The sequence below is a fragment of the Microbulbifer sp. ARAS458-1 genome, assembly GCF_045348205.1.
Taxonomy (GTDB): domain Bacteria; phylum Pseudomonadota; class Gammaproteobacteria; order Pseudomonadales; family Cellvibrionaceae; genus Microbulbifer.
The window spans coordinates 3,038,603-3,062,174 of record NZ_CP155838.1 but is presented as its reverse complement, the minus strand read 5'-3'; the positions used below and the strand labels follow the sequence as shown (position 1 = coordinate 3,062,174).

Below are 23,572 nucleotides of genomic sequence, written 5' to 3'. Positions count from 1 at the left end.
CGGCGACATTCAAGGTTGCGGCGGTAGCGTTGCCTGGTGTGCGTCCAGTTCCTGACAAATGGCCTGTTCCAACAGTTCGATCAGGCTGTCGTTGGTGAGCGGTTGATCGTCACCGTCGGTAATATGGAAAATATCTTCGACCCGTTCCCCAAGTGTGGAAATCTTCGCATTGTGCAGTCGCAAATCGTGGGTGATGAAAATTCTCGCAATACGTGCGAGTAACCCGGGGCGGTCTGCACTGGTAATTTCCAGAGTACTGTAAGTGTCGCCGGGCTCAGTGGAAATATGGGCCTGGCTGGGAAGGTGAAACATTTTCAGGCGGCGCGGGGTGCGGCGCTTGATGACCTTGGAGTAATCCTCTACCAGCTTGAGTTCTTTTTGCAGGGTATTGCGGATCTGTTCCAGGCGGTGTGGCTCATCCAGGAGTGGTTGGCCGGATTCATCCAGCACGTAGAAGGTATCCAGGGTATAACCGCCAGCGGAGCTATACAGGCGCGCGTCGTGAATGTTCAGGTTGAGCATATCGAGGCCGGTGACCACTGCGGCAAACACGTTGGGTCTGTCCGGGGTGTAGACGAACACTTCGGTGGCACCATCGTGTTCGCCTGGGCCGGAGTTGCGGGTCAGCACCACGGAATCGCTGTCTTCGTCCCGTGCCGGATCTTTCTGTAGCTGGTAGATGGCGGCGGTGTGCCAGGTGATGCTGTCGGCACTTTCGCGCACAAAGTAGTCTTCACCCATTTCCGACCAGATGTCTTCCACCGCATTGCTGGGTACACCCATAGCGCGCAGCATATTGCGCGCCTGTGCCTGGGTTTCCAGGTAGATTTCGTCGCGGTCGATGGGGTTTTCAAGGCCCCGGCGCAGGGCGCGCTGAGTGTATTGGTACAGTTGGCGCATCAGGCTGGCACGCCAGCTGTTCCACAGATCGGGATTGGTGGCGTTGATGTCCGCCACCGTCAGGGCGTAGAGGTAGTCTAGGTGTTCGCGGTCGCCCACTTCGGCGGCAAACGCGTGGACTACTTCGGGGTCGGTAATATCCTGCTTCTGCGATACCGCACTCATCAGCAGGTGCTTTTCCACCAACCAGCACACCAGGCGGCGGTCTCGTGCGGAAAGCCCGTGGCGTCGACAGAAGGCGTCTGCATCGATCACGCCCAGCTTGGAGTGGTCGCCACCGCGACCCTTGGCAATATCGTGGTAAAGACCGGCGATATACAGCAGTTCCGGCTTGCGCATCCGTGACAGAATTTCCGCAGCCAGTGGGAATTTTTCCCAGGCCTCTTCGCTACGAAAACCGCGCATATTACGCACTACCTGCAGGGTGTGCGCATCCACGGTATAGATATGGAATAGGTCGTGTTGCATCTGCCCGGTGACTCGTCCAAATTCCGGCAGGTAACGGCCGAGGATGCCGTAGCGAGTCATGCGAGTAAGTTGAGTGGACAGGCCGCGGGGGCTGCGCAGCAACTGCATAAACAGCCGCGCGTTGGCAGGGTCGGCACGGAACTGATCGTCGATCAAGTGGCGGTGCTCACGCAACAGCCGGATCGTAGAGGCCCGGACACCGTGTATTTCCGGATTGCTGGCCATCAGTACGAAGATTTCCAGCAGGGCAGGTGGGTGTTCGATAAAGGTGCGGGTGACTGCGACCTCAATGGTGTTACCGCGTAACTGGAAACGCTCATTGATGGGGGTCACGGGCAGGTGCTTGCCACGCTGCAGGATCACCTCGTCCAGGAACTGCAGCATTACATCGTTCAACTCTCGCAGCGCCATGACGATACGGTAGTAGGTGTGCATGAACTGTTCCACCGCCAGGTGGGTCTCATTGTCCTTGTAGCCGAAATCCCGTGCCAGTTCCCGCTGGTAATCGAACAGCAGTCTTTCTTCCGGGCGCCCGGCCAGCAGGTGCAGGCCATAGCGTACCCGCCACAGGAAGTCTTCACCGGACTGGAGAATGGCAAATTCTTCCTCGGTGAAGAAGCCCTTGCCCTGCAACTGTTTTAATGTCCGCACATGGAAGTAGCGTTTGGCCACCCAATTAATGGTCTGGATATCCCTCAGGCCGCCGGGGGCGTTTTTGATATTGGGCTCCAGGTTGTATTCGGCACCCTGCTGTTTGCTGTGGCGCGCCTCCTGTTCTGCATACTTCGCGCTGAAAAACGCATCCGCTGGCCACAGTTTGTCGGGCGTCATTCGTTCGGCAAGCGTCTCGCACAGGGCCGGGTTGCCGACCACCGTACGGCATTCCATCAGGTTGGTGGCGACAGTGATGTCTTCCTCCGCCATTTCCACACACTGATCCACGGTACGTACCGCGTGGCCGATATCCAGTTTCAGGTCCCACAGGAAGGCGACCAGGCGCTCGATATTGTCGACGACGGTTTCATCGGGCTTTTCGGTGGTGAGAATCAGCAGGTCGATATCGGATTTCGGATGTAATTCGCCGCGACCGTAGCCGCCCACCGCCAGCAGGCTGATGGTGTCCGGCCACTGAAATTGGTACCACGCATAGTGCATCAGGCAATCCACAAACAGGGCGCGCTCATAGACCAGTGTGCGGACGTCTTCACCTTCGCTGAAGCGGCGCGCCATATGGGTATCTGCGGCACCCACCGCATCCTTGAAGATTTCCAGGGTCGGGCGGGCGCCCTCTGCCAGATCTCTCCGGAACCGGGACTGGTCGAAGAAAAACAGGGGTTTTTCGAAATGCGGTAACTGCGCCAGCTGCTTGGAATTCATAGATGCGGAATCCGGTTAACCCTGTCGGCCAGCGCGAGCGCTGAATAGTGTCTTGGAGTGGCTTGAAATCAGAAAGACTCTTCCTTGCGCGCGGTAAGGATTTCGACGCCGTCACTGGTAACCGCCATGGTGTGCTCCCACTGGGCGGAGAGCCGGCGATCGACGGTGACGGCGGTCCAGCCATCGCGCAATACACGGCTGCCGGGTTTGCCGGCATTGATCATCGGTTCAATGGTGAAGGTCATGCCTTCTTCCAGAACCTGGCCGGTGCCCGGCTTACCGTAATGCAGGATTTGCGGGTCCTCGTGGAAAACGTCGCCAATGCCGTGACCACAGAAGTCCTTGACCACCGAGTAATAGTTCTTTTCCGCGTGCTGTTGGATCACATGGCCGATGTCGCCGAGGGTGGTGCCAGGGCGCACGATTTCGATCGCCTTGTACAGGCATTCCTGGGTCACTTTGACCAGGCGCTGGGCGTGGGCCGCTGGCTTGCCAACGAAATACATTTTGGAGGTGTCGCCGTACCAGCCATCTTTGATAACGGTGACGTCAATATTGATGATGTCACCCTTCTTTAGCACCTTGGATTCCGAGGGGATTCCGTGGCAGATCACCTCGTTGACCGAGGTACAGATTGATTTGGGAAAGCCGCGATAACCCAGGCAGGCGGGGATCGCCTCCTGAACATTGACGATATAGTCATGGCAGCGGCGGTCAAGCTCTTCCGTGGTGACACCGGGAACCACGTATTCGCCAATCATTTCCAGCACTTCGGCGGCCAGGCGGCCGGCAGTGCGCATTTTGGCGATCTGTTCTGGTGTCTTTACGGCGTTGGTCATGAATATTCCCGACTGTTCGTGGCTATTTCTGGACAGAGTGTCGTTGGTAAATGCGCGCGATCTGGCGGCACACTTGGTGTAAATCGGCCCCTGAGTTGGCAGTCTGTTCCGCGGGGCCCGGAAACGGCGCGGTATTGTAGCGGAATTACAGGGGCAGGGCATTAGGTGACCCGATTGTCGCAGCTGGTCCCCATGCTATCGAAATCCTATTATTCCGCTTTCGTGGCGCCCGTCACGCTTCCCGCTTCCTGAGGAATATGGTATAAAGCGCGCCGCTTTGGGCAGTGCCCGAAGTGAAACTAAACAAAGGGTGGTGAATTTCACCGCACTTAACAAACGCCGCACATATACCGGCACATTCTCCTGGGTGTCTTTGTGGTTCCCCATCTGATGGTGAAGTCCGAGGATTGGTGAATGGGGTATATGGAGGATCAAACCCGGGAAGCATTCGGCCTTCAAGTTACGGTCGGTTGCCTCCGTTATTGTTATTGAGGTTTATTATGCCGCAAGTCAGCATGCGCGATATGCTGCAGGCTGGTGTCCACTTTGGTCACCAGACTCGCTATTGGAACCCGAAGATGGGTGAATACATCTTTGGTGCTCGCAACAAGATTCACATCATCAACCTGGAGCACACTGTTCCGGCCTTCAACGAAGCTCTGCAAGTCATCAAAGGTATGGCTGCCCAGAAGAAGAAGATTCTGTTTGTTGGTACCAAGCGCGCAGCGCAGAAGTCCATCAAAGAGCAGGCCGAGCGTGCAGGTCAGCCCTACGTCAGCAACCGCTGGCTGGGTGGTATGCTCACCAACTACAAAACCATCCGCGCTTCCATCAAGCGTTTCCGCGATCTCGAAGCCCAGTCTCAGGACGGCACCTTCGAGAAGCTGACCAAGAAAGAAGCCCTGATGCGCACCCGCACCATGGAGAAGCTCGAGCGCTCCATCGGTGGTATCAAAGACATGGGTGGTCTGCCGGACGTACTGTTCGTGATCGACGTTGAGCACGAGCGCATCGCGATCCAGGAAGCCAATAAACTGGGTATCCCTGTCATCGGTATCGTCGATACCAACAGCAGCCCGGAAGGTGTTGACTACATCATCCCTGGTAACGATGACGCGATCCGTGCCATCAAGCTGTACACCACTGCGGTAGCCGACGCTGTACTGGCTGGCACTGCCGAAGCTGGTGGCGCTGCTGCTCAAAGCGAATACGTTGAAGCAGAAGACGATCAGCAAGCTGCGGACTCCTAATTCGGAGTAATAGCCGCAGGCTACTGGCGGTGTAACATTTTTCGGTTACGCTGCAGGGAAAAGGGGCCACTTAACCGGCCCCTTTTTTTCAAATCCAACAAAGAATTTGAATCTGAACCCGAGGATTGAATCATGGCGATTACCGCGTCAATGGTAAAAGAACTGCGTGAGCGCACTGGCCTGCCGATGATGGAGTGCAAAAAAGCACTGAACGAGGCAGATGGCGACATCGAGAAAGCGATCGAAGATCTGCGTAAAGCTTCCGGCCTGAAAGCGGCCAAGAAGGCTGGTCGTACCGCTGCTGACGGTGTTGTTGCTGCCAAGGTTGCTGAAGATGGCAGCTACGGTGTTCTGGTTGAAGTGAACTCCGAGACCGACTTCGTTGCCCGTGACGAAGGCTTCAAAGCGTTCGTTGGCAAGGTTGTCGACAAGGCATTTGCTGATCGTCAGGAAGATGTTGCTGTACTGATGGAAGGCGAGCTGGAAGAGGCGCGCGAAGCGCTGGTACAGAAAATCGGTGAGAACATCGGTGTTCGTCGCATTCAGCTGGTTGAAGCGCCGGTAGTTGGTGCCTATGTGCACTCCAACAACCGTATCGCTGCCATCGTTGCTCTGAGTGGCGGTGATGTCGAAACCGCACGGGACGTGGCTATGCACGTGACTGCGGTGAGCCCGCAGGTCGTTAAGCCAGAAGATATGCCGGCTGACGTGCTGGAGAAGGAAAAAGACATCATCAAGGCGCAGCCGGATATGGAAGGCAAGCCCGCCGAGATCGTTGAGAAGATGATGGGCGGCCGCATCAAGAAGTTCCTGAAGGAAAACAGCCTGGTGGAACAGCCTTTCGTTAAGAACCCGGACGTTAACGTTGGCAAGCTGGTGAAAGATGCCGGTGGCGACGTTGCCAGCTTCGTGCGTTTTGAGGTGGGTGAAGGTATCGAGAAGGAAGAGGTTGACTTTGCAGCGGAAGTGGCCGCTCAGGTTAAAGCCAGCTCTTGATGTCTGAATCAGCCGGTGACCATTCGGTCGCCGGCGCCAGCGGGGTGCACCCGGTGTGTTCATTAGAATACGTCCGGGGCGCCCCGCTGTTGTATCTGGCGCCTAGTGGCCCATGCGGAAAGTCGTGTAACTGTTCGCTTCACCAAAGCGTCCAGCTCTGCGTTGAGAAAGCTTGAAATAGAACCACTATTCCTGCGCTCTCTCGCCTTGATCTGAACACTTTGGCTGTGCTCCTTAGTTACCGGACTTTCCGCATGGGCCACCAGGGATTTTCTGCTCGATATTTGAGCGAAATTGGGGGCGGGTGAGGCTATCCCGCACTTTGAACCAGGCCAGATCGGTATAGCCATAGGTAAAGCGCCGAATTTGTTGTAATGTTCGGCGGGCGCGACCCGGAACGCCGGTTGCGTCTCAACAGAGAATTTAGCCCGTAACAGTTGAGGAATAAGGGATGCCAGGTATTAAAGACCGCAAGTACAAGCGAATCCTGTTAAAGCTCAGCGGAGAAGAGCTGATGGGCGAACAGGGGTTTGGTATCAGCCCCAAAGTGCTCGACAAAATGGCCCTGGAGATCGGCCAGCTGGTGGGTATTGGTGTTCAGGTTGGACTGGTGGTCGGCGGCGGAAACCTGTTTCGTGGCGCCGCGCTGAACGCTGCAGGCCTCGACCGGGTAACCGGTGACCATATGGGTATGCTGGCTACGGTAATGAACGCGCTGGCTCTGCGTGATGCCCTGGAGCGCTCCAATATTTCCTCCCGCGTCATGTCTGCCATTCAGATGAGCGGTATCGTGGACCACTACGACCGCCGCGCCGCCATCCGTTACCTGGAGCGCGGTGAAGTGCTTATTTTTGCCGCCGGCACCGGCAACCCCTTCTTCACCACCGATTCCGCTGCCTGTCTGCGCGGTATCGAGATCGAGGCGGAAATGGTGCTGAAGGCCACCAAAGTCGATGGCGTTTACTCCGCGGACCCGAAACTGGTGCCTGACGCCACCCGCTACGACCAACTTACTTACGACGAGGTTCTGGACAAGAAACTCGGTGTAATGGATCTAACCGCAATCTGCCTCTGCCGCGAACACAATATGCCTGTGCGGGTATTCCGCATGGATAAGACCGGCGCACTACTCAATATTGTTGTGGGTGGTGAAGAGGGCACACTGATCGAAGAGGAAGTGAATCGTGATTAACGATATCAAAAAGCAAGCCGAAGCGCGCATGGGCAAAGCGATCGATGCGCTGGGCACCAACTTCAATAAAATCCGTACCGGCCGCGCCCACCCGAGCATTCTGGATGGTATTCAGGTGTCGTACTACGGTTCTGATACGCCACTGTCTCAGGTGGCGAATGTGACCGTGGAAGATGCGCGTACCCTGTCCGTTTCCCCCTGGGAAAAAAACCTGGTGCCGGAAATCGAAAAGGCCATCATGAAATCCGACCTGGGGCTCAACCCCAGCACAGCGGGCGCGGTTATCCGTATTCCGATGCCGATGCTGACCGAGGAAACCCGTAAGAATTTCATCAAGCAGGCCAAAGGCGAAGCGGAAAGTGCGCGGGTCTCCATCCGTAACAACCGTCGCGATGCGCTGGCGGAAGTGAAGGCGCTGGTTAAGGACAAGGAAATCTCCGAAGACGACGAGCGTCGTGCAGCGGACGAGATCCAGAAACTGACCGACAAATACATTGCCGAGGTGGAAAAGGCGCTGGCGGCAAAAGAAAAAGACCTGATGGAAATCTGATGTCTTCTGGCGGTACTGGTGCGACAGCGCACAAGCAGGCGGGGCCGCGACATGTCGCCATCATTATGGATGGGAATGGACGCTGGGCTGCGCGTCGTGGGCTGTCACCATCTGCCGGCCACAAGGCGGGCGTGGAGCGAATCAGAGATCTGATTGAAGCGTGCAAGGAGCGCCAGATCGAGGTTCTGACTCTTTTCGCCTTCTCCAGTGAGAACTGGCAGCGACCTCCCAAAGAGGTGGAGCTGTTGATGAGCCTGTTCCACTCCTATTTACGCCGGGAAGCGCGGCGCATGCAGGAGCAGGGGGTTCGGTTGCGCGTGATCGGTCGTCGCGACCGATTCTCTTCGCGGGTGCAGCGCGCCATTATTGAGGCTGAGGCCATGACCCGCGATGGCCAACACGGGACACTGGTGATTGCCGCCGATTACGGTGGCCGGTGGGATATTGCGCAAGCTGCGCGCGCAGTTGCAGAAGAGGTGGCCAGTGGCCTGCGCTCTGCGGACTCCATCGACGAGGAAGCTTTGGGTGCGCATATTCAGTTGGCAGACCTGCCGCCGGTGGATTTACTGATTCGCTCCAGTGGGGAGCAGCGAATCAGCAATTTTGTTCTGTGGCAGACGGCCTATAGCGAATTCTATTTCACGGATACGCTGTGGCCCGATTTTGATGTGCCTGCGCTGGATCTGGCGCTGGAGGCTTTTCGGCTGCGCGATAGACGTTACGGTGGGCGCAAAGAGGATGGCCTGGAGGCTCAGGCCTGAAATGCCAGACCTGCCAGGTTGGCGAGCACAGATTACCGATTGATAATAGTTAAAGGTTTTTAAGGGTTTAACGGTGCTAAAACAAAGAATAATTACCGCGCTGGTGTTGGTGGCTCTTTTCCTGGGGTTGCTGTTCTTCGTGCCCCTTCAGTGGTTTTCCATCGTGATTGCTGGGGTCATTCTGCTGGGTGGTTGGGAGTGGGCCAACCTTTCCAATCTGAACCGTGCTTTACGTTTTGTATTTCTCGCCGCGCTGGGCACCGCGTTGATCGCCACTGCCAGCTATGTGTTCAACTTTGACTTTTCCTCTCCGGATACCGATCGGGCGCGTCAGATCCTCGCGGTGGCCTGCGGATGGTGGGCGTTGGCCTTCCTGTGGGTGCAGGGCTATCCCGCCAGTGCCATGTTGTGGGGGAATCGTTGGGCGCGCGGGTTGATTGGCCTGGTGGTTCTAGTGCCCGCGTGGTTGTCTGTGGTTATTCTGCAGGGGCAGGAACACGGCGCCTGGCTGGTTCTGTTTGTGGTCGCCGTTGTGGTGGCCGCTGATGTAGGCGCTTATTTTGTCGGGCGCAAATTCGGCAAGCACAAGCTGGCACGGGAAGTCAGCCCGGGTAAGTCCTGGGAGGGTTTTTTCGGTGGGCTGGCTGCTTGTCTGGTTCTGGCTCTGGGTGTGTCTGCCGCGTTTGATCTGCCCACCAAAAATACGATCCTGTTTACCATCGGTGTCCTGGTGACCGCCCTGGCATCGGTGATTGGCGACCTGGTGGAGAGCATGTTCAAGCGCCACCGTGGGATCAAAGACAGTAGCCGGATTTTGCCGGGCCACGGCGGTATTCTCGATCGCCTGGACAGTCTTACTGCGGCGCTGCCGGTATTTACTATGGCGGCACTTGCCAGTGAATTGCCCAAATATCTTTAATCTCTTTTAGTTGATTTGGGCGCAGAGGTATTTCGATTTCATGCAAACCATGACCCCACAACCTGTCTGTGTGCTCGGGTCCACCGGTTCCATCGGGGTGAGTACCTTGGATGTACTCGCCCGCCACCCTCAGGATTACTCCGTATTTGCGTTAACCGCCCGTGAGCGGGTGGCAGAGCTCGCGCAGCAATGTCGCCGCTTCAGGCCCCGTTATGCTGTGGTTCTGGAGGCTGAGAAAGCAGCGCAGCTGCGTCGTGACTTTGCCGCCGAGGGGTTGGTCACTGAAGTTTTGAGTGGTGTCGAAGGGCTTTGTCAGGTGGCGTCCGCCCCCGAGGTAAGCATTGTCATGGCTGCAATCGTGGGAGCGGCCGGGTTGAAACCGACGCTGGCGGCGGTTCAGGCAGGTAAAAAAGTGCTGTTGGCGAACAAGGAGTCGCTGGTAATGGCTGGGCCGTTATTTATGTCGGCTCTGGCGCAAAGCGATGCTTCACTGTTGCCCATCGATAGCGAGCACAATGCCATTTTCCAGTGCCTGCCGTACCCGTGTGACAACCTGGTCGAAGCGGGTGTTGAGCGGATACTGCTCACCGGTTCCGGGGGGCCTTTCCGCACCGCAGACCCGGAATCTTTACACCGCGTAACGCCGGATGAAGCGTGTAATCATCCCAACTGGTCCATGGGGCGTAAAATCTCCGTGGATTCCGCAACCATGATGAATAAAGGGCTGGAATTTATCGAGGCCTGCTACCTTTTTCACGCGGCGCCTGCGGATATCCAAGTGGTGGTCCACCCGCAGAGCATCGTGCACTCCATGGTGCAGTACCGGGATGGCTCCCTGTTGGCGCAGATGGGGAACCCGGACATGCGGACGCCAATCGCGCATGCTTTGGCTTTTCCTCAGCGAATTGATAGTGGCGTGAGTGCCCTGGATTTGATCGCTGCCGGACGCCTGGATTTTGAAGCGCCGGATGAGACCCGGTTTCCTTGCCTGCGCCTGGCGCGGGAAGCCATGGAGCAGGGTGGCAGTGCGCCCACGGTGCTCAATGCGGCCAATGAAGTGGCCGTCGCAGCATTTCTTGAGGGTAAACTGCCATTCACCGGAATTGCCGGGCTGATCGAAAAGGTCATGGATTCCACCAATCGCGTTGAACTGGCGGATCTGGAGGTAGTCGAACGGGCTGATCGGGAAGCGCGTGCGCGGGCTCAAGAAGTACTGAGTGAGCTGTGCGGCGTCCACGACGGTGGCGTCGGCGATAACAGTGACGACGGACAGCGCCCGCAAACGAGATCAATGTAAACTGACCCCATGCTAGATTTTCTTCAAACTGCAGCCTGGGCCCTGGTTGCCCTCGGCGTACTGGTGAGCTTCCATGAGTTCGGTCACTTTATTGTGGCGCGCTGGTGTGGAGTGAAAGTGTTGCGCTTTTCCGTCGGTTTCGGCAAGCGTCTGGTATCCCGGTACGATCGCCACGGCACAGAGTTTACTGTGTCAGCTATTCCGCTCGGTGGCTACGTCAAATTCCTCGATGAGCGCGAAGGCACTGTAGCGCCAGAGGAGCTGGATGGTGCCTTCAACCGCAAAAATGTCTGGCAGCGAATGGCAATCGCCGCTGCCGGTCCAGTGTTCAATTTCCTTTTGGCCATCGCCCTTTTCTGGGGGGTGTTTATGGGGGGGACCTCCGGCCCGGTGCCTATCGTGGATCAGGTGGAGCCGCGCAGTATTGCTGCCTATGCCGGCCTGGAGGCCGGGCAGGAAATCATTGCTGTGGACGATCAACCCACGCCCACCTGGCAGGCGCTCAACTGGCGCCTGGCCAACCGACTGGGGGACACAGGGCATATAAAATTTTCCGTGCGATACCCGGACTCGACCCTCGAATACCATATGTACGCGGATATTGACCGCTGGCTGGCGGGGCAGGAAGTTCCTGATCCGCTGGACGAGATTGGTGTCAAACTGTGGATCCCGAAGATCAGCATGACGCTGGCTCAGGTGGTAGGTGACAGCCCCGCAGCGAAAGGTGGTCTCAAGGCCGGTGATGAAATCATCGCCACCGATGGCCGCGACTACCGCGACTGGGATCAGTGGACCAGCTATATCAAAGCGCATCCCGACCAGGCCGTGCAGGTTACCGTACTCCGGGATGGGGCGGAGCAGTCGGTCACGATTACCCCGGATCTGGTAACCCTCGACAGCGGAGAGAAAATCGGTCGTATCGGTGTGCTGCCGGTTGCTGCATCCTGGCCCGAGGACAAGGTGCGCCGCTATCACTACGGGGTGATGGGCGCCTTCAGCAAGGGGTTGGAAGAGACCTGGAGCAAGACGGTATTTACCCTTAACAGCCTCAAAAAACTGCTGTTTGGAGAGATCTCGACCCGCAACTTGAGTGGCCCTATCACCATTGCTAAAGTTGCCGGCACTTCGGCGGATGCGGGCTGGCAGTCATTCCTGTCATTGCTGGCACTCCTGAGTATCAGTCTTGGTGTGTTGAACCTCTTGCCAATTCCCGTACTCGACGGCGGTCATCTCCTTTACTACGGTATTGAAGCGATAAAGGGTTCCCCGGTATCTGAAAAAGTGCAGATGATTGGGTTGCAGGTGGGTATGGCCATGGTGCTGGGAATTATGGCACTGGCGCTGTACAACGATATTCTGCGCCTTTAATGAATTTTTACCCGCGCTCTCTGTCCTACATTTTGTTGAAATCAAGGGTTCCTGATTGAGGGCTCTGTAACGAGGGCGGCGGTTGCTTCGATCGTGCTGGCCAGGCCTGCTCGGTTGGGGTCGACGGGGCCTGCGCCTCTGTGATGTCGGGCATATTGCCCTGATGGAATTGCGAATAAACACTCGGAATTAGTAGATGAAAGATTTCCTGAAGGCTGCGAGCCTCGGTCTGGCAATGCCTATTGCCGCATACGCGCAATCGTTTGTGGTCAACGATATTCGCGTTGAGGGGCTTCAGCGTGTTTCCGCCGGTTCGGTTTTTGCCGCGTTGCCTGTTCGGGTTGGCGACCAGATTGAAAGTGTCGAAATTCAGAGTGCTACCCGCGCCCTGTTCCGCACCGGATATTTCCAGGATATTCAGATCGGCCGTGAAAATGGCGTCCTGGTAATCACGGTACGCGAGCGCCCGGCAATCTCCAAGATCGAGATTACCGGTAACAAGGCTATCAAGACCGAAGATCTGCTCAAGGGCATGAATGATAACGGTCTGGCGGAAGGGCAGATTTTCAAGCGCGCGACCCTCGAAGGTCTGGCGCAGGAGTTGCAGCGCCAGTATGTGGCTCAGGGCCGCTATGGCGCCAGTGTCACCACCGAAGTGAAAGAGCTGCCACGCAACCAGGTGGAGCTGAAGGTGGTGGTGGATGAAGGCTCTGTTGCTGCCATCAAACATATCAATATCGTCGGCAACCAGGCGTTTTCCGATGATGAACTGGCGGAAATATTTGAACTGCAGACCACCGGTTGGTTGTCCTGGCTTAACAGTGATGACAAGTACTCCCGCGAGAAGCTGACCGGTGACCTGGAGCGGCTCGAGTCATACTACCTCGACCGCGGTTATCTCGAATTCAAAATCGATTCCACGCAAGTCTCTCTGAGCCCTGATAAGCAGAGCGTTTTTATTACGGTCAATATCAGTGAGGGCGATGTTTACTCCGTTTCTGAAGTGGAACTTGCGGGTGACCCGGTTGTGTCGGAAGAGGAAATCCGTCGCCTGCTGCTGGTGCGGAAGGGGCAGACTTTCTCTCAGGTACTGATGACCACGACGTCCGATTACATCACCAAGCGCCTGGGTAACGAGGGTTATACCTTCGCTGAAGTGAATGGCATTCCGGAGGCCAATGAGGAAGATAAAACCGTAAAGGTGACCTTCTTTATCGATCCTGGTAAGCGCGCCTACGTGCGCCGGATCAATTTTCGTGGCAATACCCGTACCTCTGATGACGTGTTGCGTCGCGAGATGCGTCAGATGGAATCCGCCTCCGCATCCTCCGCCCGTATCGAACAGTCCAAGGTGCGCCTGGAACGTCTGGGTTACTTCAAGGAAGTGCAGGTGGAAACCACTGAGGTTCCCGGCACATCCGACCAGATCGATGTGGAGTACACCGTAGAAGAGCAGCCTTCCGGTACCATCGGTGGTACCGTAGGTTACGCGCAGGGCAGTGGCCTGGTGCTGGGTGCCAACGTGCAGGAAAATAACTGGCTGGGCACCGGTAAGTCTGTGGGTTTTGCGGTCAACACCTCTACCTATCAGACGGTACTTAACTTCTCCTATACCGATCCGTATTTCACGCCAGACGGTGTCAGTCGTGGTTTCAACGTGTTCTATCAGGAGCGCGATTATTCCGAGATCAACCTGTCCAGCTATAACACCACCACTTACGGTGCCGGGTTGAGCTTTGGTTACCCGATTTCTGAAATTTCGCGCATCGGTCTGAATATCGGTTTCAATCACCTGGAGTTGAGCACCCATAGTAGCTCTGTCCAGGAGATCAAAGACAGCCCTGTGCCGATCAGTGGGGTGAATGGAGAAATCAATTCCGACGACGAAGCGGATATTCTCGAAGAGCTTGAGATGGCTGTCGAGGACGGTATTGCGCTGGACCTCAGTATGCCCGTGGATACCGGGTTGCTGAACACTAACCCGGATGGCTTCGTTGATCTGTATGGCGATGAATTTGATTCCTGGTCCCTGACGACCTCTTACGCCCGTTCCACTCTGAACCGGGGCATTCTCGCCACCCGCGGTGCGTCACAGCGCGCCTCTATCGAGATTGCCCTGCCTGGTGGCGATCTCGAATATTACAAATTTATTTATACCGGGCAGTATTTCCGTCCATTGACCAAAGACTTGACCCTGCGTCTGCGCACTCGTTTGGGCTATGCCGAAGGCTACGGTGAAACCGACGAGCTGCCGTTCTTCGAGAACTTCTACGCCGGTGGCTTTGGCTCCGTGCGCGGCTTCGAGCGAAACACACTGGGCCCGCGTTCAACCCCGGCAGTGAATTATCGCACCACGCCCTGTGCGGTGGATGCGGAAGGCGACATCACCGAATACTGCTATGTTCTGGACGACGCGACGGGCGAGCTGGAAACCACACCGGTCAGCAGCCGCCGCCCCGATCCATTCGGTGGCAATATCCTGGTGGAGGGAAGTGCAGAAATCATCTTCCCGATTCCTTTCGTGAAGGATCAGCGGTCCATGCAATCTGCCTTCTTTATCGATGCGGGTAATGTTTTCAGCACCAATTGCGGTGTCTCCCAGCTCAATTGTTACGACATCGATATCGATCATATCAACGTTTCCGCGGGCATCGGCCTGACCTGGATTACCGGGTTTGGCCCGCTGACCTTCAGCCTGTCCAAAGCCCTGCAGGAAAATGAGGACGACGAGATCGAAGTATTCCAGTTCTCACTGGGTAATAGCTTCTGACCACTGGAAATTGCCGCCGCAACTGTTTAGGGTTCACTCCTAGCGGCGAGCGGTGGCCTTCCAGATGAAGCGGCCTCTGTGGAAGCGGCCGTAAATTTACAGAAATACGGAGAATAAAAAGTGTTCAAATTTGTGAAAGTAAGTGCGATTCTGCTGGCTGGCCTGCTGTTTGCGGGAACCGCGAGCGCACAGTCAAAGGTGGCCGTAGTAAATATCCAGGCTGCGATTATGAGCACTGAGAAGGCGACCTCCAAGATCAATGCTCTGAAGACCAGCTCCGAATACTCCCAGTTGCAGAACAGTGCCGAGAGTATCCGTGCGGAAGTGCAGAAGATGGCCGAAGACGCGCAGAAGAATGGCGTGACCTGGTCTGAAGAGAAGAAGGCGGAGCAGCAGCGCAAGATCAACTTTAAACGTTCTGACTTTGAAACAACGGTTAAAAAGCTGCGTGCGATGGAAGGTCAGGCGGTGCAAGACCTGCAGAAAGACCTGCTGCCGAAAGCCAAGGCCGCATTGGAAGAGGTGATCAAGGAGCAGAAGCTCGACTTGGTGTTGGATGCCAGTGCTGCTGTCTATGCGGGTAAAACGGCCAATCTGACCGAAGAGCTGGTCAAACGCCTGAACGCGGCCAAGTAATTTCGACAGCACGACCATGATGAAAAATGCACAGCCAACGCTGGCGCAGTTGGCTGAAGAGCTGGGTGCAGAGTTGCGCCTTGCGGTTGGGGCCAGCGGCGATCAGGTGCCGACTGGCCTCAATACGTTACAGGATGCGGTGAATAGCGAGGTCAGCTTTCTCGCCAGTGCGAATTATCGCCGCTTTCTGGCTGCAACCAATGCATGTGCGGTATTGGTTTCTGCTGAGGATGTGGAGGCCTGTCCCGGCACAGCTCTGATCGTTCCCAATCCCTATCTTGCCTTCGCCAAGGCAACCGCTATTTACGATCGCACACCGACCCCGGCGTCGGGGATTGATCCTTCAGCCACAATCCATGCCAGTGCAGATGTCGCTGCGGATGCCAGTGTCGGCCCAGGGGTTGTGGTTGAAGCGCACGCCAGAGTCGGGCAGGGTGCCATTATCGGATCCGGTTGTGTGGTAGGAGAGGGCAGTGAAATTGGCCCCCGTACCCGCCTGTTCCCTAATGTGGTGGTCTACCACGGTTGCTCAATTGGTGCGGATTGCACGGTACATAGCAATACGGTCATTGGCGCCGACGGGTTTGGCTTTGCACCGGCTCAGGGGCAGTGGACCAAAATCCACCAGCTAGGTGGTGTAGAGATTGGGGACGAGGTGGAGATCGGCTCCTGCACCTGTATTGACCGTGGTGCACTTGGCAATACGGTTATCGGACGCGGGGTGAAGATCGACAATATGGTGCAAATCGCGCACAATGTGCAGATTGGTGACTACTCAGCCATGGCAGCCTGCTCTGCGGTGGCGGGTAGTGCGGTTATCGGCAGGCACTGCACCATTGCGGGCGGTGCGGGCATTGTTGGCCACGTCACCATTGCAGATCGCAGCCATGTCACTGCGCGTACCCTGGTTACCAAATCCATCGAAGAGGCCGGCTCCTACTCTAGCGGAGTGCCCTTTATGGAGAGCCGTAGCTGGCGCCGCAATGCCGTGCGTTACGGCCAGCTGGATCAGATGGCCCGGCGTCTCAAAGCGCTGGAGTCTGCGTTCAAGCAACAGCAGGCACCGGAATAGATAGACCTGCTTCATTGATTGCAGATACAAGATTTAATCGAAAGTTCGGGGCGTTCAACGCCCCGAAGTGGTTTCTGGGGACAAATCGTCATGATGGACGTACAGGAAATTCGTCAATACCTTCCACACCGCTATCCTTTCCTTTTGGTGGATCGGGTGGTTGAGCTGGAAGAGGGCAAATCGATCAGGGGTTACAAGAATATCTCGATCAATGAAGAGGTGTTCAATGGCCACTTTCCCGAAGTGCCGATCTTTCCGGGGGTAATGATCGTGGAGGCCCTGGCGCAGGTGTCGGGCATTCTTGGATTCAAGACGCTGGGACAAAAGCCGGAAGACGGGTACCTGTATTTGTTTGCGGGTATCGACAATGTGCGCTTCAAGCGTCAGGTAGTTCCCGGTGATTGCCTGCAATTGGAATCCGAAGTTGTTTCGGAGCGTCGAGGCATCTGGAAGTTTGCCGGAAAGGCAACCGTAGATGGGAGTCTGGCCGCTTCTGCTGACATCCTGTGTGCGGTCAAGAAAATCTAAGACCGGTTGCGTGCCGGTTGCATGGTCTGATGGGGCCCATCCTCCTGTCAGTGTGACCAAATTGTTTTTTATATTCGCGATTCGCGGGTAAAGTATTGTCGTCGTTTCTGGCGCCATGGCGAGGAGGTACCTCGCTGATAGCCGATCAACCATCGAGCCGGTGAGGAGATAGCCACAGCATGCAGACCAGTATTCATCCGACCGCGATTGTCGACGATTCGGCAGTTATCGGTGATGGGGTGCAGATTGGCCCGTACAGTATTGTGGGGCCTGGTGTGGAAATTGGCGATGGGTGCCAGATCGCGTCTCATGTGGTGCTGAGTGGGCCAACCAAGCTCGGCAAGAACAATCATATCTATCAGTTCGCAACCGTTGGTCAGGATACCCCGGATAAAAAATATCAGGGGGAGCCCACCACGCTGGTGATTGGTGATGACAATGTGATCCGTGAAGGGGTCACCATTCACCGCGGCACCGTCCAGGACCGGGGCGAGACGACCATCGGCAACGATAATCTGCTGATGGCGTATGCCCATATCGGTCATGACAGTGTCATTGGTAATCACACCATTCTCGTCAATAACGTCGCTCTGGCGGGCCACGTCTACGTGCGCGACTGGGCAATACTCAGCGGGTACACCCTGGTGCATCAGCACTGCACGATTGGCGAGCACGCCTTTACCGGTATGGGGGCGGGGATCGGCAAGGATGTCCCTGCCTATGTGATGGTGGCGGGTAATCCGGCGGAAGCCAAAACCATCAATGCGGAAGGGCTGCGCCGTCGGGGTTTTTCTCGCGAGGAAATTTCCCTGATCAACAAGGCTTACAAAATTGTGTATCGCCGCGGATTGACCGCGGATGAAGCGCTGGAGTCCCTGGCACAATTGCGACAGGAGTCCGAGGTCATCCAGCCGTGGATTGATTCGCTGCAAAACTCGACACGCGGAATCGTGCGTTGAGCGGTACTTCACTGGATTCAAACCGGACCATACGGGTAGGCATGTTGGCCGGCGAGGCCTCTGGTGACATCCTGGGTGCCGGACTGATTGAGGCCCTGCAACAGCGATTTCGCACCGTTGAGGTGGTCGGTATCGCCGGGTCTCGTATGCTTGCCCTGGGTGCGGAATCGCTATTCCCCATGGAGCGCCTTTCCGTCATGGGGCTGGTCGAGCCGCTGAAGCGATTACCTGAACTGCTGAAAATTCGTCGCACTCTGCGCGAACATTTTATTGCCAATCCGCCAGATGTTTTTATCGGCATAGACTCCCCCGACTTTAATCTTGGTTTGGAAGAGGCGCTGCGCTCTGCGGGAATTCCTACGGTGCACTATGTGAGCCCTTCGGTCTGGGCCTGGCGCCGCGGGCGAATCAAGAAGATTGCCCGGGCGGTGGACCATATGCTGACGCTGTTGCCGTTCGAGGCCGATTTTTATCGCGAGCACCAGGTGCCGGTGACCTTTGTCGGCCATCCATTGGCCGATGAAATTCCGCTGGATGTGGACGTCGCAGGTGCTCGCCGTGCCCTGGGATTGACTCAGCAGGATGAGGTTATCGCGCTCTTGCCCGGTAGTCGTGGTGGGGAGGTGCGCTTGCTGGGGCCCTTGTTCATGCAGGCGGCACTCTGGTGTCAGCAGCGGCGGCCGGGGCTCAAGTTTGTCCTTCCGGCGGCGAGCCCCGAGCGTCGGGATCAACTGGAGCAGCAGCTCGTTCAGACACCAGCCCTGCAAGAGCTGTCGCTGACCATTCTGGATGGGAACTCCCAGCAAGCCCTGGCAGCGGCGGATGCGGTGTTGATTGCCTCCGGGACTGCCACGCTGGAAACCATGTTGATGAACAAGCCCATGGTCGTGGCGTACAAAATGGCGGCACTTTCCTATGCTATTTTCTCGCGCATGCTGCACACACCCTGGGTTTCTCTACCCAACCTGCTCGCCCAAAAAGAGCTGGTGCCGGAAATTCTTCAGGACGATGCAACCCCCGAAACGCTCGGTGCGGCGCTGCTGAATTACTTCCACGATCCGCTGCTGGGAGACCAATTGCGTCGTGAGTTCAGCGAGATGCACCAGGAGCTGCGCCGCAACGCTTCAGACAAGGCCGCAGACGCAGTGTGCGCGCTGCTGTCCAGGTAGCCCGACTCCCAGCCTCTACCACCTATCAATTGATCTTTTATCTGATATGCCAAAGTCGTCATTGCCTCCCTATATCTGTTCTTATACCGGGTCATTGCTGGCGGGGGTTGATGAAGTGGGCCGCGGTCCTCTTGCTGGCGATGTGGTTGCCTCCGCGGTAATTCTCGACCCGGGTAACCCGATTGAAGGTTTGGCGGATTCGAAAAAGCTCAGTGAAAAAAAACGCGAAATCCTGTTTGATGAGATTCGGGCAAAAGCATTGAGTTTTGCTATTGCTCGGGCCACGGTTGAGGAGATTGATCAGCTCAATATTCTTCATGCGAGCCTGCTGGCGATGAAGCGGGCGGTAGAGCAGCTATCGGTGCAGCCGGAGTTTGTGCTTGTGGATGGCAATCGCAAGCCCCAGTGGCGGTACGAATGCGATACGGTGGTGAAAGGTGATGATCGGGTCGCCGCCATCGCGGCGGCCTCCATTCTGGCGAAGGTCACTCGGGATCGGGAAATGGTCGCGTTGGATGCTGTCTATCCGGGCTATGGCTTGGCGGGACATAAAGGGTATCCCACCAGCGCGCATATGGATGCGCTTGAGCGTTTGGGGGCGACCCCAGTACACCGCAAGAGCTTCGCACCAGTAAAGCGGCAGCTGGCGCTGATCTAGAGCGCTACGTGGTGTTGGCGGCTCGTGGAAGCAGTTGGCAGCTGTCCGCACGGACCACCACGGTTTAACCTGCTTTTTTCACGCGGGCGCTGGTAATCATCTTGTCTGAGACTTCCACAATCTCGATCAGGTAGTCCTGGATATACAGGCTGATATTACCCTCCGGGATGCTTTCCAGGTGTTCCATGATCAGCCCGTTAAATGTTTTCGGGCCATCGGTGGGCAGGTCCCAGTGCAGGGTGCGGTTGATCTCGCGAATGGAAGTGCCACCGTCAACCAGATACCAGCCGTTGTCCTGCTCGATGATTTCTTCATCGTCACTGGGTACCGGGCTTGCGGTAAAGTCGCCGACAATTTCTTCCAGCAGATCTTCCAGGGTCACAATCCCCATCACCTCGCCGTACTCGTCCACCACCAGTCCCATGCGCCGTTTCTTCTGTTGAAAATTCATCAGCAGGGTAGGCAAGGGTGTGGCTTCCGGGACGAAGTAGGGTTCGTTCAGGTGTGATTTCAGGGTTTCGGCGGTCAGTGTATCGGGTCCGTCGCGCAGGATTTGTGCGGCGCGGCGCAGGTGTAATATACCGACGACGTGGTTGATGTCCCCGCGGTAGACCGGCAGCCGGGTGTAGCTGCTTTCTGCCAATTGCTGCAGAATCGCCTCGGCACTGTTGTCCAGGTCTACGCCGATGACCTCGTTGCGCGGAATCATGATGTCTTCCACTGTGGCCTGGTCCAGGTCCAGTACGTTCAGCAGCATCCCTTTGTGCTTGGTCGGCAGCAGGGCACCGGATTCAAAAACAACGGAGCGCAGCTCTTCCGGAGCCAGATGCTCCGCTTCAGCTTCCTTGTCTGCCTGTACTCCGACGAGTCGCGCCAGGCCGTTGGAGATACCCCCGATCAGTCGCACAAAGGGGGTAAGTAGCCACAGTAAGGGGCGCAGTACCACACTGGCGGGAAAGGCGATTTTTTCCGGGTGCAGTGCGGCGATGGTTTTTGGGGTGATTTCCGCAAAAATCAGTACAACAAGCGTGAGTGCCGCGGTGGCGTACCACACTCCAGCCTCACCATAGAGTCGGGTGAACACCGCTCCGGCAATCACCGAGGCCAGGATGTTGACAATGTTATTACCAATCAGGATGACGCCGATCAGTTTGTCTGGGCGCGCAAGCAGCTCCATGGCCCGCTTGGCACCGCGGTGGCCGGTTTTGGCCTGGTGGCGCAGGCGATAGCGGTTCAGCGCCATCATGCTGGTTTCGGAGCTGGAGAAAAACGCAGAAATAACTATCAGCAGGCCTATCAACGCAAATAGCAGGCCGGGAGGCAGATCGTTCAAGGGAGAGCTCTTTCTATTTGGATAGGGCGATATTGGATCAGAACGGCTGAGCTCGCAACTTTCGTGATTTGGCTGCGGCCCAGCGGTGCATTGATACGCGCGTGCTACTGTTTGGGAAAGATGACTTCCAAAGCCAGCTTACTGCCAAAAAAAGCCAGCATCAGAATGGCGAAGGCGGATAGTGTCCAGCGTACGGCGGTATTGCCGCGCCAGCCTTTTTTCCAGTGTCCCCAAAGCAGAATGGTGTACAGAACCCAGGCCAGAAACGACAGTGCAGTTTTGTGAACCAGATGCTGCCCAAAAAGGTCATCGATGAACAGAGTGCCGGTAACAAGTGCAGCAGTGAGCAACAGCTGGCCAAAGGCCACCAGGCCAAACAGCAGGCTTTCCATGGTTTGCAGCGGCGGAAGCAATCGGCTGATGCCACCAGGTTGGTGGTTGTGCAACTGTTGGTTGAGCCAGTACAGATAGATGGCCTGCAACGTGGCCAGAGTCAGAAGCGAATAGGCCGCAATGGATAAAAACGCGTGTGCGGCGATGCCCGGGGATATCTGGTCGCGCGGTGTGGCGCCGCCCCAGGCGTGTATCGCCCCCAGCTCTGCCAGCGCGGCCAGAGGGGCCATGACGAGAATCAGCAGCGTCAGCCGGTGTCGCAGTGACAGGCAGAGTAAAAGCAGGCCGACGGACCAGGTAATCAGTGACATGACCGCAAGCAGGTCGAAGCGGAAGCCGCCTGCGGTGATCAGGGTGAATTTCAGGGAGATAGCGTGGGCCGCCAGGGCGCAGGCAAACAGGGCCAGCAGCAGTGGTTGTCTGTTGGACTGCGATTGGCGCGACAGGGTAGCCGCCGCTACACCTGTGCTAGCGATATACAGTGCGATAGCCATCCAGTGGGCGAATGCCGCCATTGGGGTGTGTCCGTCTTACAGTTTCATTATTCATCCGGGCGGGCAGTGTGTCACAGCGCGCCTGTGCTGGAAAGCCCGGCTGGGCTATACTGCCGCGTTTTTGGGGGCGGGCACCACAGTGGGTGTGGATAGGGCTCGAATTCCCCAGCCCGGCTTTTACGATTTGAGAAGGTGATATGTTCGATAACCTGAGCGACCGATTATCGTCGGCACTGAAGAAAGTCACAGGTAAAGCCCGCCTGACAGATGACAATATCCGCGACACCCTGCGCGAAGTGCGCAAAGCGCTGCTCGAGGCAGACGTGGCGCTGCCCGTGGTCAAAGCCTTTGTGCAGCAGGTACGCACCGCCGCGGTGGGGCAGAAGGTCAGCAAGGCGCTCAACCCCGGTCAGCAGTTTGTCAAAATCGTACAGGATGAACTGGTCAAGGTAATGGGAGAGGCGGCTACGCCGCTAAACCTGGCGGTGCAGCCGCCGGCAGTGATCCTGATGGCTGGCCTGCAGGGTGCGGGTAAGACGACCAGCGTGGCCAAGCTCGCCAAGTATCTGCAGGAGCGGGAAAAGAAAAAAGTGATGGTGGTCAGTGCGGACGTGTATCGCCCTGCGGCCATCAAGCAGCTGGAAACCCTCGCCGGTGAGGTGGGTGCACTGTTCCAGCCGTCAGAGGCGGACCAGAAGCCGGTGGAGATCGCCCGCCAGGCGGTGGACGCGGCACGCAAACAATTTGCTGATGTGCTGATCGTGGATACCGCCGGTCGTTTGCATGTGGACGAGGAGCTGATGGGGGAGATTCGTGAGCTGCACGAGTTCCTCGAGCCCGCAGAAACCCTCTTCGTGATCGATGCCATGATCGGTCAGGATGCGGTGAATACCGCCAGTGCCTTTAATGATGCCTTGCCGCTGACCGGCGTGGTGTTGACCAAGGCCGATGGTGATGCCCGTGGTGGTGCCGCGCTGTCGGTGCGTCATGTGACCGGCAAACCCATCAAGTTTATCGGTGTCGGGGAGAAGACCGACGCTCTGGAAACCTTCCATCCGGACCGTATTGCTTCCCGAATTCTCGGTATGGGGGACATCCTGTCCCTGATCGAGCAGGCCGAGCAGACCATCGATAAGTCGAAGGCCGAAAAGCTCGTCAAGAAGGTACAGAAGGGCAAGGGTTTTGACCTGGAAGATCTGCGCGACCAGCTGCAACAGATGCAGAACATGGGCGGTCTTGGTGCGCTGATGGACAAGATGCCGGGTATGGGCGGTCTGGCCCAGGCGGCACAGCAGGCGGATATGGGTAAGGAGTTCCGCCGTATGGATGCGATTATCAGCTCCATGACGCCGGATGAGCGCCGCAATCCCGATATTCTCAGCGGTTCCCGCAAACGTCGGATTACCGCAGGCTCTGGCACCCAGATTCAGGATCTGAATCGTCTTCTCAAGCAGCACAAGCAGATGGGCAAAATGATGAAGAAGCTCAAGGGCGGTGGTATGAGCAAGATGATGCGCGGCCTTGGCGGCCTGCCCGGAATGGGTGGTGGTATGGGTGGTGCTGGTATGGGTGGGATGCCCGGTGGCCTGCCTCCCGGCTTCAAGAAGAAGTAAGTGGAGCGGGTGCGTTGCATCTGCTCGCTG

General features: G+C 56.8%; 20 protein-coding genes. 16 read left to right on the top strand and 4 right to left on the bottom strand.

Features of this window, described 5'->3' with window-relative positions; all coding sequences use genetic code 11:
* Positions 1–9: 9 nt before the first annotated feature.
* The gene (locus tag AAFH99_RS12755) at positions 10–2,745 is read right to left on the bottom strand and encodes a [protein-PII] uridylyltransferase (protein ID WP_043315673.1); all 2,736 of its coding nucleotides are present in this window, start codon (positions 2,743–2,745) and stop codon (positions 10–12) included.
* 68 nt (positions 2,746–2,813) lie between these two features.
* A complete protein-coding gene (gene map, locus AAFH99_RS12750) occupies positions 2,814–3,584 on the bottom strand; it encodes a type I methionyl aminopeptidase (RefSeq protein ID WP_043315676.1) in 771 nt (256 codons plus the stop codon).
* Positions 3,585–4,084: 500 nt separating this feature from the next.
* Between map and rpsB the strand changes: the two genes are divergently transcribed.
* The 15 genes from rpsB to rnhB all read left to right on the top strand — a co-directional run bounded on the left by rpsB (position 4,085) and on the right by rnhB (position 19,709).
* Positions 4,085–4,834, top strand: coding sequence for a 30S ribosomal protein S2 (rpsB, locus tag AAFH99_RS12745; RefSeq protein WP_043315677.1), 750 nt, complete (start codon positions 4,085–4,087; stop codon positions 4,832–4,834).
* A 132-nt stretch (positions 4,835–4,966) separates the two neighbouring features.
* A complete protein-coding gene (tsf, locus tag AAFH99_RS12740) occupies positions 4,967–5,830 on the top strand; it encodes a translation elongation factor Ts (RefSeq protein WP_406827913.1) in 864 nt (287 codons plus the stop codon).
* Between the two features lie 451 nt (positions 5,831–6,281).
* On the top strand, positions 6,282–7,022 hold the full coding sequence (gene pyrH, locus AAFH99_RS12735) for a UMP kinase (RefSeq protein WP_043315683.1): 741 nt from the start codon (positions 6,282–6,284) through the stop codon (positions 7,020–7,022).
* Positions 7,015–7,572 (top strand): ribosome recycling factor, encoded by a 558-nt coding sequence (frr, locus tag AAFH99_RS12730; RefSeq protein WP_043315686.1) that lies wholly within the window; start codon positions 7,015–7,017, stop codon positions 7,570–7,572. Before pyrH ends, frr begins: the two co-directional genes overlap by 8 nt.
* On the top strand, positions 7,572–8,333 hold the full coding sequence (gene uppS / locus AAFH99_RS12725; RefSeq protein WP_043315689.1) for a polyprenyl diphosphate synthase: 762 nt from the start codon (positions 7,572–7,574) through the stop codon (positions 8,331–8,333). The genes frr and uppS overlap by 1 nt, the downstream gene beginning before the upstream one ends.
* A gap of 73 nt (positions 8,334–8,406) precedes the next feature.
* The gene (locus AAFH99_RS12720) at positions 8,407–9,252 is read left to right on the top strand and encodes a phosphatidate cytidylyltransferase (RefSeq protein ID WP_043315690.1); all 846 of its coding nucleotides are present in this window, start codon (positions 8,407–8,409) and stop codon (positions 9,250–9,252) included.
* A gap of 40 nt (positions 9,253–9,292) precedes the next feature.
* Positions 9,293–10,549 (top strand): 1-deoxy-D-xylulose-5-phosphate reductoisomerase, encoded by a 1,257-nt coding sequence (gene ispC / locus AAFH99_RS12715; protein WP_406827912.1) that lies wholly within the window; start codon positions 9,293–9,295, stop codon positions 10,547–10,549.
* A gap of 9 nt (positions 10,550–10,558) precedes the next feature.
* Entirely contained in the window at positions 10,559–11,917 is a 1,359-nt protein-coding gene (gene rseP, locus AAFH99_RS12710) for an RIP metalloprotease RseP (RefSeq protein WP_406827911.1), read from the top strand.
* A gap of 196 nt (positions 11,918–12,113) precedes the next feature.
* Complete coding sequence (bamA, locus tag AAFH99_RS12705) at positions 12,114–14,687, top strand: outer membrane protein assembly factor BamA (RefSeq protein WP_043315696.1); 2,574 nt, start codon at positions 12,114–12,116, stop codon at positions 14,685–14,687.
* 120 nt (positions 14,688–14,807) lie between these two features.
* The gene (locus tag AAFH99_RS12700) at positions 14,808–15,323 is read left to right on the top strand and encodes an OmpH family outer membrane protein (protein ID WP_043315699.1); all 516 of its coding nucleotides are present in this window, start codon (positions 14,808–14,810) and stop codon (positions 15,321–15,323) included.
* Between the two features lie 16 nt (positions 15,324–15,339).
* Positions 15,340–16,395 (top strand): UDP-3-O-(3-hydroxymyristoyl)glucosamine N-acyltransferase, encoded by a 1,056-nt coding sequence (lpxD, locus tag AAFH99_RS12695; RefSeq protein WP_231491393.1) that lies wholly within the window; start codon positions 15,340–15,342, stop codon positions 16,393–16,395.
* 90 nt (positions 16,396–16,485) lie between these two features.
* A complete protein-coding gene (gene fabZ / locus AAFH99_RS12690; protein ID WP_043315703.1) occupies positions 16,486–16,923 on the top strand; it encodes a 3-hydroxyacyl-ACP dehydratase FabZ in 438 nt (145 codons plus the stop codon).
* A 179-nt stretch (positions 16,924–17,102) separates the two neighbouring features.
* Complete coding sequence (gene lpxA / locus AAFH99_RS12685) at positions 17,103–17,882, top strand: acyl-ACP--UDP-N-acetylglucosamine O-acyltransferase (RefSeq protein WP_043315706.1); 780 nt, start codon at positions 17,103–17,105, stop codon at positions 17,880–17,882.
* Between the two features lie 41 nt (positions 17,883–17,923).
* Positions 17,924–19,051 (top strand): lipid-A-disaccharide synthase, encoded by a 1,128-nt coding sequence (gene lpxB / locus AAFH99_RS12680; RefSeq protein WP_406829181.1) that lies wholly within the window; start codon positions 17,924–17,926, stop codon positions 19,049–19,051.
* 46 nt (positions 19,052–19,097) lie between these two features.
* Positions 19,098–19,709, top strand: coding sequence for a ribonuclease HII (gene rnhB / locus AAFH99_RS12675; protein ID WP_406827910.1), 612 nt, complete (start codon positions 19,098–19,100; stop codon positions 19,707–19,709).
* 64 nt (positions 19,710–19,773) lie between these two features.
* On the opposite strand, the gene AAFH99_RS12670 is transcribed toward rnhB, so the two are convergent.
* Together AAFH99_RS12670 and AAFH99_RS12665 are read right to left on the bottom strand one after the other, a co-directional pair.
* Positions 19,774–21,042 carry an HlyC/CorC family transporter gene (locus AAFH99_RS12670; RefSeq protein WP_043315713.1) on the bottom strand — a complete coding sequence of 423 codons (1,269 nt, stop codon included), beginning with the start codon at positions 21,040–21,042 and terminating at the stop codon, positions 19,774–19,776.
* Between the two features lie 104 nt (positions 21,043–21,146).
* Positions 21,147–21,950 (bottom strand): inner membrane protein YpjD, encoded by an 804-nt coding sequence (locus AAFH99_RS12665; RefSeq protein ID WP_406827909.1) that lies wholly within the window; start codon positions 21,948–21,950, stop codon positions 21,147–21,149.
* A 176-nt stretch (positions 21,951–22,126) separates the two neighbouring features.
* Between AAFH99_RS12665 and ffh the strand changes: the two genes are divergently transcribed.
* Entirely contained in the window at positions 22,127–23,542 is a 1,416-nt protein-coding gene (gene ffh / locus AAFH99_RS12660) for a signal recognition particle protein (protein WP_043315719.1), read from the top strand.
* Positions 23,543–23,572: the final 30 nt, after the last annotated feature.

Coding starts and splice junctions, on each gene's coding strand:
- AAFH99_RS12665 (WP_406827909.1), bottom strand. CDS start 21,950: ATGGCGGCATTCGCCCACTGGATGGCTATCGCACTGTATATCGCTAGC.
- lpxA (WP_043315706.1), top strand. CDS start 17,103: ATGCAGACCAGTATTCATCCGACCGCGATTGTCGACGATTCGGCAGTT.
- AAFH99_RS12755 (WP_043315673.1), bottom strand. CDS start 2,745: ATGAATTCCAAGCAGCTGGCGCAGTTACCGCATTTCGAAAAACCCCTG.
- bamA (WP_043315696.1), top strand. CDS start 12,114: ATGAAAGATTTCCTGAAGGCTGCGAGCCTCGGTCTGGCAATGCCTATT.
- rnhB (WP_406827910.1), top strand. CDS start 19,098: ATGCCAAAGTCGTCATTGCCTCCCTATATCTGTTCTTATACCGGGTCA.
- uppS (WP_043315689.1), top strand. CDS start 7,572: ATGTCTTCTGGCGGTACTGGTGCGACAGCGCACAAGCAGGCGGGGCCG.
- lpxD (WP_231491393.1), top strand. CDS start 15,340: ATGATGAAAAATGCACAGCCAACGCTGGCGCAGTTGGCTGAAGAGCTG.
- map (WP_043315676.1), bottom strand. CDS start 3,584: ATGACCAACGCCGTAAAGACACCAGAACAGATCGCCAAAATGCGCACT.
- pyrH (WP_043315683.1), top strand. CDS start 6,282: ATGCCAGGTATTAAAGACCGCAAGTACAAGCGAATCCTGTTAAAGCTC.
- rseP (WP_406827911.1), top strand. CDS start 10,559: ATGCTAGATTTTCTTCAAACTGCAGCCTGGGCCCTGGTTGCCCTCGGC.
- ffh (WP_043315719.1), top strand. CDS start 22,127: ATGTTCGATAACCTGAGCGACCGATTATCGTCGGCACTGAAGAAAGTC.
- tsf (WP_406827913.1), top strand. CDS start 4,967: ATGGCGATTACCGCGTCAATGGTAAAAGAACTGCGTGAGCGCACTGGC.
- rpsB (WP_043315677.1), top strand. CDS start 4,085: ATGCCGCAAGTCAGCATGCGCGATATGCTGCAGGCTGGTGTCCACTTT.
- fabZ (WP_043315703.1), top strand. CDS start 16,486: ATGATGGACGTACAGGAAATTCGTCAATACCTTCCACACCGCTATCCT.
- ispC (WP_406827912.1), top strand. CDS start 9,293: ATGCAAACCATGACCCCACAACCTGTCTGTGTGCTCGGGTCCACCGGT.
- lpxB (WP_406829181.1), top strand. CDS start 17,924: ATGTTGGCCGGCGAGGCCTCTGGTGACATCCTGGGTGCCGGACTGATT.